The following is a 15116-nucleotide window of genomic DNA, read 5'->3' as shown; positions in this document are numbered from 1 at the left end:
CGGCGTAGCATGGGGCCATGACTGATTCGCAGAATGTTGAAACCCCGGGCGTGCAGCCCCTCGCCGCGCCTGCGGGCGTGAACCTTCTCGGTGAAGAGAGCGGCGGATGCTGCGGGGGGAGCGCCTGCGGCGCTCCCGCCGAGTGATCGCCTGATCCTCCGATACGAAAACGAAGAGCCCGTCACGATCGTGACGGGCTCTTCGCTGTGCGGTGCGGTCAGTGACCGGCCGGGGGCATGTCATCGATGGCATCCGCGGGCTTGCGGACGAATGCCGCGAGGGCGACCGCGGCCAGCGCGATGCAGGCCGCGATGAGGAATGCCATGCGGGCGCCCGGGGCACCGGCAGTAGCAGTCTGCAGACCCTCGTTCTCGCCCGCGTGCAGGATCGATGAGTAGGTCACGGTGAGAAGGGCGACGCCCGCCGCGCCGGCGACCTGCTGGATGGTGTTGAGGGCTGCGGAACCGTGCGAGTAGAGGTTGCGGCGCAGCGAACCCAGCGACGAGGAGAACAGCGGCGTGAACGACATCGCCATGCCGATCGACAGGATCATCTGTGCGGTGACCAGCAGCTGCCAGGCGGTGCTCTCCGTCACGGTCGAGTAGAAGAACAGCGCTGCGGCGACCATGATCGTTCCCGGGATCAGGAGGACGCGAGGGCCGCGCGCGTCGTAGACGCGGCCCATGACCGGAGCGAGCAGACCCATTGCGACTGACCCGGGCAGCAGGATCAGTCCGGAGTAGAGGGCATTGAGCTTCACGACGTCCTGCAGGTACAGCGGCAGCAGCGTCAGCGTGCCGAACATCGCCATCGAGAGGACCGCGAGGATGAGGATCGCGACGGTGTAGTTTCCCGAGCGGAACACGCGCAGATCGAGCAGCGCGTCGTCGGTGCGCTGCAGCACGATCTGTCGCCATACGAACAGGCCGAGGGAGACGACGCCGATCGCGAGCGCGATGATCGCGACCGTGGTGCTCTCGCCGCCGAATTGGCTGAGTCCGTAGACGACTCCGCCGAAGCCGAGCGCGGAAACGATGATCGAGAGAATGTCGATGGGGGCCCGGGTCGTCTCGCCGAGGTTCGTCATCCACTTCGCGCCCATGGCGAGGGCGACGATCGCGATCGGCAGGACGATGGCGAACAGCGCGCGCCAGGAGAGCGTCTCGAGCACGGCGCCGGCGAGGGTCGGACCGATCGCCGGGGCGAGCGAGATCACCAGGCCGACGCGGCCCATCATGCGTCCGCGCGACTGCGGGGGAACGACGTTCATCATGGTCGTCATCAGCAGCGGCATCATGATTCCCGTGCCGCCGGCCTGGATGACGCGACCAGCGAGGAGCACCTCGAAGCCGGGGGCGACGAGGCAGACGAGCGTTCCGAGCGAGAACGACGTCATCGCCGCGATGAACACCTGGCGGGTGGTGAACCGCTGCAGCAGGAAACCGGTGGTGGGGATCACGATCGCCATCGTCAGCATGAATGCGCTCGTGAGCCACTGCCCGAGTTCCGGCGGGATGCCGAGGTCGTGGTTCAGATGGGGGATCGCGATGCCCATGGTCGTCTCGTTGAGGATCGCGACGAACGCCGCCACGAGCAGCAGCCAGATCACGCGCATATCGGAGGGCGCGATCAGCGGGGCGGGGTTCGCCGTGGGGATGGAACCGGTGGATGCGACGGCCAAGGGAGCTCCTCGATGATGGGGACGAAAACGGCCGTCTGCGAAGCCGAAAGATCGGTGGCCGCTCGGACGACATTCCAGCGTAACCCGAATCGATTCGCACGTATTCCCGAGCGGGACGCTGCAACCGCCATATGCTGAACGGCATGAGCATGGGTGGCGGACGCGGCGGTGGTGGCGGTGGCGGCGGATTCCGCGGCGTGGATGAAGCAGCGCAGAAGAAGCTGAACGCGCAGGCGCCGAAGATCGCGGGGCTCGGCAAGCGCGTCGTCGCCCTGTTCCGCCCGTATACCGGGCGCATCGTCGTCACCGGCATCCTCGTCGTCGTCGGCGCGGCGATCGCGGTCATCCCGCCGCTGATCGTGCAGCGGATCTTCGACGATGCCCTCTTCCCCGTCGACGGGGGCGGCCCGGAGCTCGGCCTGCTGATCAGGCTCGTCCTCACGATGGTCGGTCTCTTCCTCTTCTCCGCGCTTCTGGGCGTCGCGCAGACCTGGTTGACCTCGACGGTCGGCAACAGCGTCACCGGCGACCTGCGGGTGCGGCTCTTCGAGCACCTGCAGGCGATGGAGCTGGGATTCTTCACCCGCACGAAGACCGGCGTCATCCAGTCCCGCCTGCAGAATGATGTGGGCGGCGTCTCCGGCGTCCTGACGAACACCGTCACCAGCATCCTCGGCAACATCGTCACCGTCATCGCCTCGCTCGTCGCCATGATCCTCATCGACTGGCGGCTGACGCTCATCGCGGTCGTGCTCATGCCCTTCCTCATCGTCGTGCAGCGCAAGGTCGGGCAGGTGCGCGCACGCATCGCCGGGGAGACCCAGGAATCGCTGTCGGAGCTGACCTCCATCACGCAGGAGACCCTGAGCGTCTCGGGCATGCTGCTGTCGAAGTCGTTCAACCGTCAGCGCACCGAGTCGGAGCGCTACCAGGCCGAGAACCGCAATCAGGTGAAGCTGCAGGTGCGCCGGGCCATGAGCGGACAGGGGTTCTTCGCGGTCGTGCAGGTGCTCATGGCATCCGTCCCCGCCGTGATCTACCTCGTCTCGGGCTACCTGATCGCCGGCGGCGCCGGCGCGATCACCGCCGGCACCGTCGTCGCGTTCACCACGGTGCAGGCCCGCCTGCTGCAACCGCTCATGGGCCTCATGCGGGTCTCGCTCGATCTGCAGACCTCGTCGGCGCTGTTCGCCCGCATCTTCGAGTACCTGGATCTCGTGCCCGAGATCCAGGACGCCCCGGATGCCGGAACGGTCGCCGATTCCCCAGGGCCGCGCGGACGCATCGAGTTCCAGGACGTCGTCTTCCGCTATCCGGATGCCGCACCCGATGCCCGACCGACGCTCCAGGGGATCTCGTTCGTCGCGGAACCCGGCCAGCACGTGGCCTTCGTCGGGCCTTCGGGTGCGGGCAAGACGACCGTGCTCTACCTCGCCCCGCGCCTGTACGAAGCCCACGGCGGCTCCGTGCTGTTCGCCGGAGAAGACGTTCGCCGGCTCACGCAGGAATCGATCATCGACAACGTCGGAATCGTTTCGCAGGAGACCTATCTCTTCCACGCGACGATCCGCGAGAACCTCCTGTACGCCAAGCCCGGCGCGAGCGAGGAGGAGATGATCGCGGCGTGCACCGCGGCGAACATCCACCACATCATCGCCGGTTTCGAAGACGGCTACGACACGGTCGTCGGCGAGCGCGGATACCGTCTCTCCGGCGGTGAGAAGCAGCGCATCGCGATCGCGCGCGTGCTGCTGAAGGACCCTCCGGTGCTGCTGCTCGACGAAGCGACGAGCGCCCTCGACACGGTTTCGGAGCGGGTCGTTCAGGAAGCGCTCGACGAGGCCGCGAAGGGCCGCACGGTGCTGTCCATCGCGCACCGGCTGTCGACCGTCATGGGCGCCGACACCATCCACGTGCTCGAAGCCGGCCAGATCGTCGAATCCGGCACGCACGGCGAGCTCATCGCGCTCGGCGGGCTCTACGCCGAGCTCGCCGAGCAGCAGGTCGCCGCGACGAGGGTCCTCGAGACTGAACAGACGCTCGAGGCCGCGGTCACCGGGGGCATGTCCGCGGCCTTCGCATCGCGCCGGGCCGATCGTGCGCCGCAGGGATCGATGGGGCAGGACGCGGTCGACGCGCTGACCTCATCGGTGCCACTTCTGGATGGGGCATCGGAAGACCGGCGGGTCTACCCCGCGGTGGAATGAGCGGATCGGGCGGGAGCCGGCCGTTTCTGATCGGCAATTCTGTCGGAGGGTTGACGGAGGAATTCTCGGCTCATTGACTGGGTGCTCCGCGCCCACGCATCGGAGCGTGCGCGCCCTCGTCCAGGAGGATCCATGCCCCGTATCCGATCCGCTGCACTGATCGTGGCACTGTGCGCGCTGGGGGCGGCTTCGCTGCCGGCCGTCGCGACCGCAGCGCCCGATGCGACCGCGGTTCCGACCGACGCCGCCCGCGCCGCCACAGCGACCGCGTCATCGGTTGAGCTCGACCGGGCCGACTTCGCCGCCCGCTTCGCGATCGACGGCGACTCGTCGACGCGGTGGTCGTCGAAGTACACCGATGCCGAATGGCTGCAGCTGGCCTTCGCCGAGCCGACACCGGTGCACACGGTCGAGATCGACTGGCCGAACGCGTGCGCCCGCGCATTCTCGCTGCAGACCTCGACCGACGGGGAGAACTGGACGACGGTCGCGCAGCGGAGCGGCCAGAGCACGTGCCCCCGCACGGACGCGATCGAGGTCGACGTCGCGGAGCCCGTGTCCTACCTGCGCATGCAGGGTGCACAGCGATGGGCGGCGTACGGCTTCTCGATCTCGGAGATGCGCGTGTGGGACGCCGCGCCGCCCGAGCCCGAACCCTCGCTTGCGCTCATCCCCGCACCGGTCTCGCTCATCGAGGGCGAAGGCGAATACCTGCTCGGCGCGGAAGCCGCGATCTCAGCATCCGGCGATGCGCTCGCCGCCGCGGAGCTGCTCGCGGGCGTGCTGCGGCCCTCGACCGGGTTCGAGCTGCCGATCGACGCGGCCGCGGCGGATGCCGCGATCGAGATCGTCGTCGCGCCCGGGGAAGCACCGGCCGGGCACGCGGATGAGGGGTACGCGCTCGACGTCGACGCCACCGGCATCCGGATCGGCGCGGACACGGCCGCCGGTGCGATCAACGCCGTCCAGACGCTCCGCCAGCTGCTGCCGGCGTGGGCCGGGGCGGACGAACCAATGGCGGTCGACTGGCGAGTCCCGCACGTCGAGATCTCCGACTACCCGCGATTCGAGTACCGCGGGTTCATGGTCGATACCGCCCGCAGCTTCTACACGGTCGCCGAGGTGAAGGAGTTCGTCGATGCGGCGTCGCCGCTGAAGCTCAACCGGCTGCACCTGCATCTCACCGATGATCAGGGCTGGCGGCTCGTCATGGACACTCCCGGGCAGAACCCGTCGGGCATCGACTACGGCCTGCTCACAGAGGTGAGCGGTGCGACGGCGATGACGTACAACGACGCCGGCGACCTCATGGGCACGGAGCTGGGGCGCACCGGCTTCTACACGAAGGCCGATTACACCGAGATCGTCGAGTACGCGGCCGCCAACGGAATGACGGTCGTCCCGGAGATCGACATGCCCGGTCACACGAACGCCGCGCTGCACGCGATCCCTCAGCTGAACTCTGCCGGCTCCACGCCGCAGCCGGCGCCGGGGGCGGACACGGTGCCGGCGCAGGGCTCCGGCAACGTCGGGGAGTCGAGCCTGGATGCCGGGAACGATGCCACCTACGAGTTCATCACCGAGGTGCTCACCCAGCTCGCCGAGCTCACACCGGGACAGTATCTGCACATCGGCGGCGATGAGGCGCACTCGACGAGCACGGCCGATTACACGCGCATGGTCGACTTCGCCAACGCCGCGGTCGCCTCTCTCGGAAAGACGGTGATCGGCTGGAACGAGTACGCCGGCACCGATCTTCCCGACGGCGATGCGGTCGTGCAGTACTGGAACGGCGCCGGTGCGAACGTCGCCGCCGCGGTGCGCGACCAGGGCGCGCGGGTGATCCTCTCGCCGGCGAACCGCACCTACTTCCCGCAGAAGCAGGACATGGCTCAGCCCAACGGCGGGACGTGGGCGTGCGGTGGTGCATGCACCCTCGAGAACGCCTACTCGTGGAACCCGGCGGCGCAGATCTCCGGCGTCGGCGAGGACGCCGTGCTCGGGGTCGAGGGCGCGTTCTGGGGCGAGTTCATCCGCGGCGTCGACCAGGCGGAGTTCTTCAGCTTCCCCCGCCTTCTCGCGGTCGCCGAGACCGGGTGGACGCCCCAAGCGGGAAAGGACACCGCGGACTTCGTGCAGCGCGTCGCCGATATCGGGCCGCGCTTGGCGATCGAGGGTGTGAACTTCTTCCCGACGGCGACCGTGGCCTGGTCGGCGGATGCCGCGGCAACCGTCGGCGGTGCGGGACCGGGGGCACGGGCGCTCGCCGCGGAACCGGGTGAGGAGACCCGGATCGACTGGGTGGTGGCCGCTCCGCGCCGCACAACCGCCGAGGTCACCGGCACGGTGACCTGGAGCGATGGCGTCGTCGACGAGATCGTGTTCGACACCGAGGGCGTGAGCGACATCGCGGCCATGACGCTCGGAGCCCGGTCCTCGGCGACGACCTCGCGCGAGCTGACCGAGCCCGGTGTCTACACCGCGCAGCTCGAGGTCGTCATCGCGGGAGAGCCGGTTGCGGTCTCGGCAGTCTCCGTGAGGGTCGCCGCTGAGGACGGAGGCGCCGGAGATGATGAGGTCGGCGCCGAAGGGCCCGGAGTGGGGGAGGAGACGAACCCCGGCGGCGGTGGCGGTGGTGGTGCCTCAGCGGGCGGCGGTGCAGCCGGTGGTGGCGGTGCGCTCGCCGCGACGGGGTACGACGGCGCGGGAGCCGTGGCGGCCCTCGCCGTGCTCCTGCTCGCGGCAGGCGGCGGGCTCGTGGTTCTGCGGAGGACGCGCGCGATGCGCTGACAACGGGTTGCGGAGAGGGGGAGTGCCGGTGATCCCGGCGCTCCCTCCTGCATCTGCGGACAGTTCGACATTTTTCCGTCATATTTATGTCGGCGGGTTGTTGGAAAAAATACGGGCTTCTACCGTGGTGTCATGTTGACCCCCACCGGAGTGCACGCGCTGGTGCGTCGAACTCATGAGGACAGGGTCCTGCAGGCCCTGCGCGAGCACGGCGCGCTCACCCGGGCGGAGCTCTCCGCCCAGATCGGACTCTCGCGCACCACGCTCTCCGAGATCACCGCGAGCCTGCTCGAGCGCGAGGTCATCTCCACACTGCCGCCGCGCGGCCCGATCGTCGGCCGCGGCCGCCCGGCGGAGCGACTGCGCCTTGACCCCAGCGCGGGGCAGTACGTGGGAATCGACTTCCGGCACAGCCTCGTGCGGGTCGCCGTCGCCAACGCCGCCCGCGAGCTCATCGCCTCCGACACGGCCGCCTATGCCAGCGAATCCACCTGGGACGACCGCATCCGCACCGCTTTCGAGCTCGTCGACGCGATGAGCGCCTCCGCGGGCATCAACGTCGACAGCGTCCGCGGCATCGCCGTCGGCCTGCCCGGCCCGTTCTCCTCCCGCCTGCCCCGGCCGGCCGAACAGTCCGCCGACGAGGCGCGGCGAGCCGATGCGCAGCGCGTGCGCTCCGCCTTCGCTGAACGCTATGGAGCCGATGTGCTCCTCGACAACAACACACGCCTCGCCGCCCTCGCCGAAGCGACCTGGCACACCCGCGACGGCGTCGACGACCTGCTCTACATCCGGCTCTCCTTCGGCATCGGCGGGGGCCTCGTCATCGACGGCAGGCTCGTCTCGGGGAGCACCCGCATCGCCGGGGAATTCGGGCATACCCGCGTCGGCGGCATCAGCACCGAGTGCCGGTGCGGCAAGCGCGGCTGTCTCGAGACGATCGCATCGATCGACGCGCTCCTGCGGCGCTGCCGGGAGGCCGACGTGCCGGTCGCCTCTCTCGACGAGGTGCGGGCCGCGGCAGAAAAGGGCGACCCGATCGTGCTGCGCGTCATCCGTGAGACCGGAGCCGCGGTCGGCGAGGTGCTCGGCGGACTCGCGATCGCCGTGAACCCTGCCGAGATCGTCATCGGCGGAGAGGTCGCGATGATCTCCGACACCCTCATCGAGCAGATCGCCGAGACCGTCGCCTATGAGCTGCTCCCCGTGGGGTCATACGGGCCGCGCGTGCGGCGCACGGAGCTCGGCGACGAGGGCGGGGCGATCGGCGGCATCGTCGCGCTCCTGCGCCGCACGCCGCTGCTGAGCGGCTACCCGCAGGACCTCGCCGCGTCCACCGCGCCCAGCGGTGAACGCACGACAACGAGCGCCCGGCGCTCCGGAACGAACGGATGAAAAGGTGACCACCACAGCACCTCCTGAGACGGCGACGGCGACGCTGGCCGTCGCCGAACGCCGCAAGGCCCGCGCCGGCGGCAGGTCCGGGCGAACCCGCACGATGCTGCTGAGCACCGTGAGTATCCTGCTCGGGATCGGCATCTGGTGGATGCTGGCGCTGCTCGGCTTCCGCCTGCCGACACCGCCCGAGGTCGCCGAGCGCGCCTGGACACTCACTTCGGACGGCACGCTGCTCGCCGACCTCGCAGCCAGCCTCACCCGCGTGCTCATCGGCTTCGCCCTCGGCACCGCCGTCGCCATCCCCGTCGGGTTCCTCATGGGCTGGTACGTCACCGCGCGGGCCCTCATCGAGCCGTGGATCCAGTTCTTCCGCACGATCCCGCCGCTGGCGATCATCCCGCTGGCGATCGTGCTGCTCGGCATCGGCGAAGAGCCGAAGATCCTCGTGATCTTCCTCGCGGCGTTCTTCGCCTGCGTCATCTCCACATTCCAAGGCGTCGTCAATGTCGACCGCACCCTCATCAATGCGGCACGCGTGCTCGGCGCGAAGGACGGCGCGATCTTCCTGCGGGTCATCGTCCCGGCATCCGTGCCCTTCATCCTCGTCGGCATGCGCGTCGGCCTCGGGGCGAGCTGGGCCACGCTCGTCGCCGCCGAGCTCATCGCCGCCCAGCAGGGCCTCGGATACCGGATGCAGCAGGCCCAGCTGTACTACCAGATCGACACGATCTTCGTCGGGCTCATCGTCATCGGTGTGCTCGGCCTCGTGATGGATCGGCTGCTGCTGCTGGCCGAACGCAAACTGACCTCATGGCAGGAGCGCCGATGATGAACCGCACGACGACCGACCCCCGCATCAGCGTGCGCGGGATCACCAAGACCTTCGACCTCAAGGGCGAGAGCTTCGTCGCCCTCGACGGCGTCGACCTCGATGTCGCGGACAACGAGTTCATCACCGTCGTCGGACCCTCCGGCTGCGGCAAGTCGACCCTGATGAACATCCTCGCCGGCCTCGACACACCCACCGCCGGCGAGGCCCTCGTCGACGGGAGGGCGGTCACCGGCCCCGGCCCCGACCGCGGTGTGATCTTCCAGCAGTACGCACTGTTCCCGTGGCTCACCGTGCGCAAGAACGTCGAGTTCGGGTTGAAGACGGCGGGGATGCCCGCCGCCGAGCGCCGAGCGAAAGCCCAGCACTTCATCGACATGGTCGGCCTCGGCGACTTCGCCGACGCCCTGCCGAAGATGCTCTCCGGTGGCATGAAGCAGCGCTGCGCCATCGCCCGCGCCTATGCGATGGACCCGAGCATCCTGCTCATGGACGAGCCCTTCGGCGCGCTCGACGCCCTGACACGGGTGAAGCTGCAGGAGCAGCTGCTGCAGACCTGGAGTCAGGAGAAGCGAACGGTCATGTTCATCACCCACGACGTCGACGAGGCGGTATTCCTCGCCAACCGCGTCGTGGTGATGGCGGCGCGCCCTGGGCGCATCTACGAGATCATCGACGTCGACCTGCCGTACCCGCGCACCGAGCAGATGCGCCTGAGCCCCGAGTTCGCCGAGCTGCGAAACCGGGTATGGAACGCCGTCTACCACCAGACCCCCGGCCACCGGGCCCCAGCCGCCGTCGTCTGACGGCCCCGACCACGAGGAACACCATCATGATCACGAACAAGCGCAGTCGCATCGTCGCCATTGCGGCACTCATCTCGGCAGGCGCGATCGCCCTGTCCGGGTGCTCGTCCAGCGGCGCCAACGGCACGAGCGGCGATGACGCCGGATCGGATCACCCCACGATCCGCATGGGATACATCGCGGACTTCAACGGTGCGAGCCTGCTCGCCATCGCCGATGAGCTCGGCCTCTGGGAGGAGCACGGCCTCGACGTGAAGGAATCGGTCTTCACCAACGGCCCGCTGCAGATCACCGCGCTGGGCACGAACGACCTCGACTTCGGCTACATCGGATCCGGGGCCATGTGGTTGCCGGCATCCGGCGAGGCGCAGGTCGCGATGATCAACAGTCTGGGCGACGCCGACCGTGTCATCGCCCAGCCGGGCATCACCTCCATCGCCGACCTCAAGGGCAAGAAGGTCGCGGTTCCCGAGGGGACCTCCGGCGACATGATCCTGACGATGGCGCTCAAGAGGGAGGGACTCACGATCGACGACGTCGAGAAGGTCGCGATGGATCCCGCCACCGCCGTCTCGGCGTTCGCCTCGGGACAGGTGGATGCCGCGGGCATCTGGTTCCCGCTCATCGACACCATCCAGGGCCAGGTTCCCGACCTGGAGATCCTCGCCTCGAACGAGGACTTCGCCGACGAGGTCGCCTTCACGAGCGCGATCGTGGCGAACCCCGCCTTCACCGAGGAGCACCCCGAGGCCACGGAAGCCGTCATCGCCGTGCTGCGCGAGGCGATGGACTACCGCGTGGAGAACCTTGACGAAGCCGTTTCGCTCACCGCAGCGATGCTCAAGGGCGATGAAGCGGCCTTCGCCACCGATGCCGCCAACGCCAAGTACCTGACCTCCGCCGAGCTCGACTCGTACACTGAGGACGGCACCGTCGAGACCTGGTTGACGAGCCTGAACGACTACTTCGTGTCGGCGGGCAAGCTCCAGCAGGCCGAACCCGTCTCGAGCTACTACCTCGGCGACGCATTCGTCGCCGCCGGCAAGTAACGGCCACCGCGCCGACACCCCGGCCCGATGCGATCGACCGCGCCGGGCCGGGAACCCCTCTCTGAAACACAACGAATGAGCCGTATGACCACTGCACCACGCCGCCCGAACATCGTCCTGATCCTCACCGACGACCATGCCTCCCACGCCATCAGCGCGTACGGGTCGGCGGTGAACTCCACGCCCCGCATCGATGAGATTGCCGAGAACGGCGTGCGCCTGGACAACTGCTTCTGCACGAACGCGCTGTGCACGCCGAGCCGCGCGTCGATCCTCACCGGCACGTACAGTCACATTAACGGCGTGACGACGCTGCACACCCCGATCGACGCCTCGCAGCCGACGTTCATCTCGCAGCTCGGCGCGGCCGGATACCGCACCGCGATCATCGGCAAATGGCACATGGGCGAGGGCGAGGGGCACGACCCGCAAGGCTTCGACCACTGGGAGGTGCTCATCAACCAGGGCGAGTACTTCGACCCGCAGATCCTTTCCGCAGACGGCCTGCGAATCGAGGAGGGCTACGCCACCGATGTGCTCACCGACCTCGCCCTGAAGTGGCTCGACGAGCAGCCGGGCGACGAGCCCTGGTGCCTGCTGCTGCACCACAAGGCCCCGCACCGCCCCTGGCAGCCCGACGAGAAGCACCAGGGCATGTACAGCGACCCGATCCCGCTTCCGGCGACCTTCGAGGACGACTACTCGACCCGTTCATCGGCCGCCCACCGCGCCGCCATGCGCATCGCCGACCACCTCACCCTCACCGATCTGAAGGTCGCCCCTCCCGAGGGGCTCACCTACGAGCAGGCCGCCGTCTGGAAGTACCAGCGGTACATGGAGGACTACCTCGCGTGCGTGGCATCCGTCGACGACAACGTCGGCCGTGTCATCGACTATCTGCGCGAGAAGGACGTCTTCGACGACACCCTGCTCATGTACACCTCCGACCAGGGGTTCTTCCTCGGCGACCACGGCTGGTTCGACAAGCGTTTCATGTACGACGAGTCGCTGCGCATGCCGCTCGTGATGAGCTACCCGAACCGGATCCCCGCCCGTCGGGAGCCGGTCGAGCAGATCGTCACCAACGTCGACTTCGCCCAGACGATCCTCGACTTCGCCGGCGTCGAGCCGGTCGAGCGGATGCAGGGCGTCAGCATCGTTCCGCAGCTGACGGATGCCCCGGACGAGCCCACCCGCGAGGCGATGTACTACCGCTACTTCGAGAACGACGACATCGACCACCACGCGCTCGCGCACTACGGCATCCGCACCGAGCGCTACAAGCTCATCTACTTCTACAACGACGGACTCGGCCTGCCCGGGTCATCGCCGCACACCTACCCGCCGGAGTGGGAGATGTACGACCTCGAGGCCGACCCCGAAGAGCTGAACAACGTGTACCTCGCCCCGGCGTACGCCGAGATCCGTGAACAGCTGAAAGTCCAGCTCTGGCAGCTGCAGGCCTCGCTCGGCGACACCCCGCACCACTCGCAGCCGGTGCCCGCGGGGCTGCCCGGCTAGTGCACGGAGAGGCCGCCGTCGACGAACAGCGACTGGCCGGTGACGTACGACGAGCCGGCGCCCGCGAGGAACACCGCGGCGCCGGCGAAGTCGTCGGGCAGGCCGTTGCGGCCGATCATGGTGCGCTCGGCGAGCTCGGAGACCTTCTGCGGGTCCTGCTGCAGACGGGCGTTCAGCGGGGTGAGGACGAATCCGGGCACGAGCGCGTTGCTCGTCACCCCGGTGCCGCCCCATGCCTCGGCCTCCGAGCGCACGAGGGATTCGATCGCGCCCTTCGAGACGCCGTAGACACCGCTGCTCACGAATGCGCGGTGGGCCTGCTGCGAACTGATGTGGATGATCCGGCCGTACCCGCGCTCGACCATTCCGGTGCCGTAGCGCTGCCCGAGCAGGAACGGCGCCAGTGCGTTCACCGTCATCGTGGCATCCCAGTCGTTCTCGGTGATCTCGGCGTAGGCCGGTCGGATGTTGATGCCGGCGGAGTGCACGACGATGTCGGGATCGCCGAACGCGACGGTCGCGTCCTCGGCGAGCGCCCGGATGCCGTCGCGGGTGCTGAGATCGCCGAGGACGCCGGCGACGCGGCATCCTTCCGCGGTGAGCGAGGCGACCGTCTCGTCGACGCGGTCGCGACCGCGGGCGACGATGACGACGGATGCTCCGGCGCGGGCGAGGGCTGCGGCGATGCCGCGGCCGATGCCGGAGCTGCCTCCGGTCACGATGGCCGTGCGGCCGGTCAGGGAGAAGAGGGATTCGAGGTATGCGTTCACGGGATCTCCTTCGAGACTGCGGGCGTCACCAGCTGAGCGCCGCGGCCAGATCGGGGTCGGGGCGGGCGTCCCGGAACTCGGGGAGTGCGCGCAGTTCATCGAGGAACGCCTGGACCTCCGCGGCGTAGGCGGGGTCGGGGTGGACGGCGGCGATCTCCTGGAGCGGCGCCATGTCCATGGCGAGGATGAGATCGAGCCTCGCGGTCACCGCGGCGTGCGCCCCCGCCCGTTGAAGGATGCGGATGCCGCCGCGGAGCGCCGCGAGATAGTCGCGCAGCACCGGCAGCTGCGACTTCGTCTGCGTGATCGAGGTCCCCTCGGCGCGCAAGCGCCAGTGCACGACGACATCCGGGATGACGTCGAATGCATGGGCGCGGGTGTACATGCGCTGCGCGACGATCTGATCCTCGTAGGCGACGTCCTCGGGGAAGCGCTCATCGCCCCAGAAACCGGTGCGGCTCACCTTCGACCAGGCGACGACATTGGCTGATGCCGCGGGGTGATCGTGGATCGTCGTGCCGAGCCGCTGCGGGTCGGTGGCCGCGGCGGTCCACGGCTGCACCCGACCGGGGGAGTAGGAGCCGTCTTCGTTCGGCCGCAGACGCACATAGGAGCCGGCGACGAAGTCGCTGCCGGTGGAGGAGAGCGTGCCGGTGAGGCGCTCGAGCGCGGTCGGGGTCAGCTCGTCGTCACCGTCGAGGAATCCGAGGTACTCGGTGTCGACCCGGTCGAGGGCGGCGTTGCGAGCGGCGCCCAGGCCGCGGGGCTCGGTGTGCTCGAGGACGGCGAACCGGGTGTCGGCGCTCGCCGCGTCGCGGAAGATGTCGCCGGTGGCATCGAGCGACCCGTCATCGACGAGGATCGCCCGCCAACGGGTCGCGGTCTGCGCCTGCAGGGAGGCGATCGCGGCGGGAGCGTACGCCTCGATGTCGCGGCCGGGGACGATGAGCGTGACGATCGGGGAGGGCACCCCTCGAGTCTAGGCGCGGCCGAGATCGGGCGGGCGGGCAGTGCCAGCTCCGCGTGAGGCCTCTGCCTTGCACAACTCAGGAGGAACAGCCGCTGCGCCGGTTCTGGTGCCGCGAAATCGCGGATCTGCGGAAAATCTCCGGAGTTGTGCAGGCGGGGCGGGGAGGGCTTCAGCGATCGGACTGCACCGACAGCGCCTCGTGGCGGTACAGGCGGGCGGGGCGATGCTTTCCGGTGCGGAACGAATCGGTGGCGACGAGCTCTTCGGCGCCTTCGAGGAGACGGCGGAAGTTCGAGGGGTCCAGTCGCCGGCCGAGCACCGTTTCATAGACTTCACGCAATTCGGTGAGCGTGAACTCGTCGGGCAGCAGTCCTGCCGCGATCGTGCTGTACCCGACCTTATTCCGCAGCCGCCACAGCGCGTACTCGACGATGCTCGTGTGGTCGAATGCGAGCGCCGGCAGGGCATCGACATCGAACCACTCCACGTTCTCGGGTGCATCGGCGACGGCGCGGTGCGCATCGACATGGTCGGAGCGCAGCATTGCCCAGTAGACGACGGAGATCACGCGCGTCGGTGAACGGTCGACATCGCCGAACGTGTACAGCTGCTCGAGGTGGCTGGGCTTCAGCGCGGTCGTCTCGATGAGGGTGCGGGATGCTGCGGCATCCAGGTTCTCGGACAGATCGAGCCATCCGCCGGGTAGCGCCCACATGTCGAGGTGCGGGTCGCGTGTGCGGCGTACAAGCGGGAGCATGAGCCGATCGCCGTCGGCGCAGGAGCGCAGGGAGAAGATGACGGTGGAAACCGCGACGCGGATCGCGTCGGTGCTGCCGAGCGATGAAGTCACGTCCTCGAGCCTATAAGCTGAGAGGGCAACTGAACACGGCCGCATGAGGCGTGCGGGAGAGCTCCGGCGAAAGCAGCCGGGCACCGAAGGAGCAAGCACTCCCCGCCAATCTCTCAGGTACCGCGTACCGCCCGCCTCCGGCCACTCTGAAAAGCGATGCGAAAGCATCCGCCGACGGTGAAAGCCCCTTTTTCGTGGGCGAAACTCTCAGGCCGATGACAGAGGGGGAGTTCTCGGATACCGTG

12 protein-coding genes and 1 riboswitch are annotated in these 15116 nt (G+C 68.6%); of the genes, 8 read left to right on the top strand and 4 right to left on the bottom strand.

Annotated features, from left to right (window positions below; translation table 11 throughout):
• Positions 1-17 precede the first annotated feature (17 nt).
• Positions 18-146, top strand: a complete 129-nt coding sequence (locus Q0Z66_RS01670; protein WP_298036950.1) for a hypothetical protein — start codon at positions 18-20, stop codon at positions 144-146.
• Between the two features lie 71 nt (positions 147-217).
• On the opposite strand, the gene Q0Z66_RS01665 is transcribed toward Q0Z66_RS01670, so the two are convergent.
• Positions 218-1615 (bottom strand): DHA2 family efflux MFS transporter permease subunit, encoded by a 1398-nt coding sequence (locus Q0Z66_RS01665; protein WP_298037027.1) that lies wholly within the window; start codon positions 1613-1615, stop codon positions 218-220.
• 215 nt (positions 1616-1830) lie between these two features.
• Here Q0Z66_RS01665 and Q0Z66_RS01660 point away from each other — a divergent pair, with 215 nt between their 5' ends.
• The 7 genes from Q0Z66_RS01660 to Q0Z66_RS01630 all read left to right on the top strand — a co-directional run bounded on the left by Q0Z66_RS01660 (position 1831) and on the right by Q0Z66_RS01630 (position 12281).
• Positions 1831-3888: an ABC transporter ATP-binding protein gene (locus Q0Z66_RS01660; RefSeq protein ID WP_298037025.1), complete on the top strand. Its 2058-nt coding sequence runs from the start codon at positions 1831-1833 to the stop codon at positions 3886-3888.
• Positions 3889-4020: 132 nt separating this feature from the next.
• Positions 4021-6678: a family 20 glycosylhydrolase gene (locus Q0Z66_RS01655; RefSeq protein WP_298036947.1), complete on the top strand. Its 2658-nt coding sequence runs from the start codon at positions 4021-4023 to the stop codon at positions 6676-6678.
• Positions 6679-6810: 132 nt separating this feature from the next.
• The gene (locus tag Q0Z66_RS01650; RefSeq protein ID WP_298036944.1) at positions 6811-8073 is read left to right on the top strand and encodes an ROK family transcriptional regulator; all 1263 of its coding nucleotides are present in this window, start codon (positions 6811-6813) and stop codon (positions 8071-8073) included.
• 4 nt (positions 8074-8077) lie between these two features.
• Positions 8078-8905, top strand: a complete 828-nt coding sequence (locus tag Q0Z66_RS01645; protein ID WP_298036940.1) for an ABC transporter permease — start codon at positions 8078-8080, stop codon at positions 8903-8905.
• Positions 8887-9711, top strand: a complete 825-nt coding sequence (locus Q0Z66_RS01640) for an ABC transporter ATP-binding protein (RefSeq protein WP_298036937.1) — start codon at positions 8887-8889, stop codon at positions 9709-9711. The genes Q0Z66_RS01645 and Q0Z66_RS01640 overlap by 19 nt, the downstream gene beginning before the upstream one ends.
• A 26-nt stretch (positions 9712-9737) precedes the next feature.
• A complete protein-coding gene (locus Q0Z66_RS01635; protein WP_298036935.1) occupies positions 9738-10760 on the top strand; it encodes an aliphatic sulfonate ABC transporter substrate-binding protein in 1023 nt (340 codons plus the stop codon).
• Positions 10761-10844: 84 nt separating this feature from the next.
• The gene (locus tag Q0Z66_RS01630) at positions 10845-12281 is read left to right on the top strand and encodes a sulfatase (RefSeq protein ID WP_298036933.1); all 1437 of its coding nucleotides are present in this window, start codon (positions 10845-10847) and stop codon (positions 12279-12281) included.
• On the opposite strand, the gene Q0Z66_RS01625 is transcribed toward Q0Z66_RS01630, so the two are convergent.
• The 3 genes from Q0Z66_RS01625 to Q0Z66_RS01615 all read right to left on the bottom strand — a co-directional run bounded on the left by Q0Z66_RS01625 (position 12278) and on the right by Q0Z66_RS01615 (position 14778).
• Positions 12278-13051, bottom strand: a complete 774-nt coding sequence (locus tag Q0Z66_RS01625) for an SDR family oxidoreductase (protein ID WP_298036931.1) — start codon at positions 13049-13051, stop codon at positions 12278-12280. The two genes, Q0Z66_RS01630 and Q0Z66_RS01625, sit on opposite strands and share 4 nt — an antisense overlap.
• 25 nt (positions 13052-13076) lie before the next feature.
• Positions 13077-14021 (bottom strand): glycosyltransferase family 2 protein, encoded by a 945-nt coding sequence (locus Q0Z66_RS01620; RefSeq protein WP_298036928.1) that lies wholly within the window; start codon positions 14019-14021, stop codon positions 13077-13079.
• A gap of 169 nt (positions 14022-14190) precedes the next feature.
• The gene (locus Q0Z66_RS01615; RefSeq protein WP_298037022.1) at positions 14191-14778 is read right to left on the bottom strand and encodes an NUDIX domain-containing protein; all 588 of its coding nucleotides are present in this window, start codon (positions 14776-14778) and stop codon (positions 14191-14193) included.
• A gap of 136 nt (positions 14779-14914) precedes the next feature.
• Positions 14915-15011, top strand: a riboswitch (glycine riboswitch).
• The last annotated feature ends 105 nt before the right edge of the window (positions 15012-15116 follow it).

The organism is uncultured Microbacterium sp. (genome assembly GCF_947632095.1).
In the GTDB taxonomy this organism is placed as follows: domain Bacteria; phylum Actinomycetota; class Actinomycetes; order Actinomycetales; family Microbacteriaceae; genus Microbacterium.
The sequence above is the reverse complement of the archived record's forward strand: the minus strand, read 5'-3'. Positions and strand labels throughout refer to the sequence as shown.

What these genes read in the sequence shown, in the direction of transcription:
- Q0Z66_RS01670 (WP_298036950.1), top strand. Translation starts at nt 18, where the DNA reads ATGACTGATTCGCAGAATGTTGAAACCCCGGGCGTGCAGCCCCTCGCC.
- Q0Z66_RS01665 (WP_298037027.1), bottom strand. Translation starts at nt 1,615, where the DNA reads ATGCGCGTGATCTGGCTGCTGCTCGTGGCGGCGTTCGTCGCGATCCTC.
- Q0Z66_RS01660 (WP_298037025.1), top strand. Translation starts at nt 1,831, where the DNA reads ATGGGTGGCGGACGCGGCGGTGGTGGCGGTGGCGGCGGATTCCGCGGC.
- Q0Z66_RS01655 (WP_298036947.1), top strand. Translation starts at nt 4,021, where the DNA reads ATGCCCCGTATCCGATCCGCTGCACTGATCGTGGCACTGTGCGCGCTG.
- Q0Z66_RS01650 (WP_298036944.1), top strand. Translation starts at nt 6,811, where the DNA reads ATGTTGACCCCCACCGGAGTGCACGCGCTGGTGCGTCGAACTCATGAG.
- Q0Z66_RS01640 (WP_298036937.1), top strand. Translation starts at nt 8,887, where the DNA reads ATGGCAGGAGCGCCGATGATGAACCGCACGACGACCGACCCCCGCATC.
- Q0Z66_RS01635 (WP_298036935.1), top strand. Translation starts at nt 9,738, where the DNA reads ATGATCACGAACAAGCGCAGTCGCATCGTCGCCATTGCGGCACTCATC.
- Q0Z66_RS01630 (WP_298036933.1), top strand. Translation starts at nt 10,845, where the DNA reads ATGACCACTGCACCACGCCGCCCGAACATCGTCCTGATCCTCACCGAC.
- Q0Z66_RS01615 (WP_298037022.1), bottom strand. Translation starts at nt 14,778, where the DNA reads ATGCTCCCGCTTGTACGCCGCACACGCGACCCGCACCTCGACATGTGG.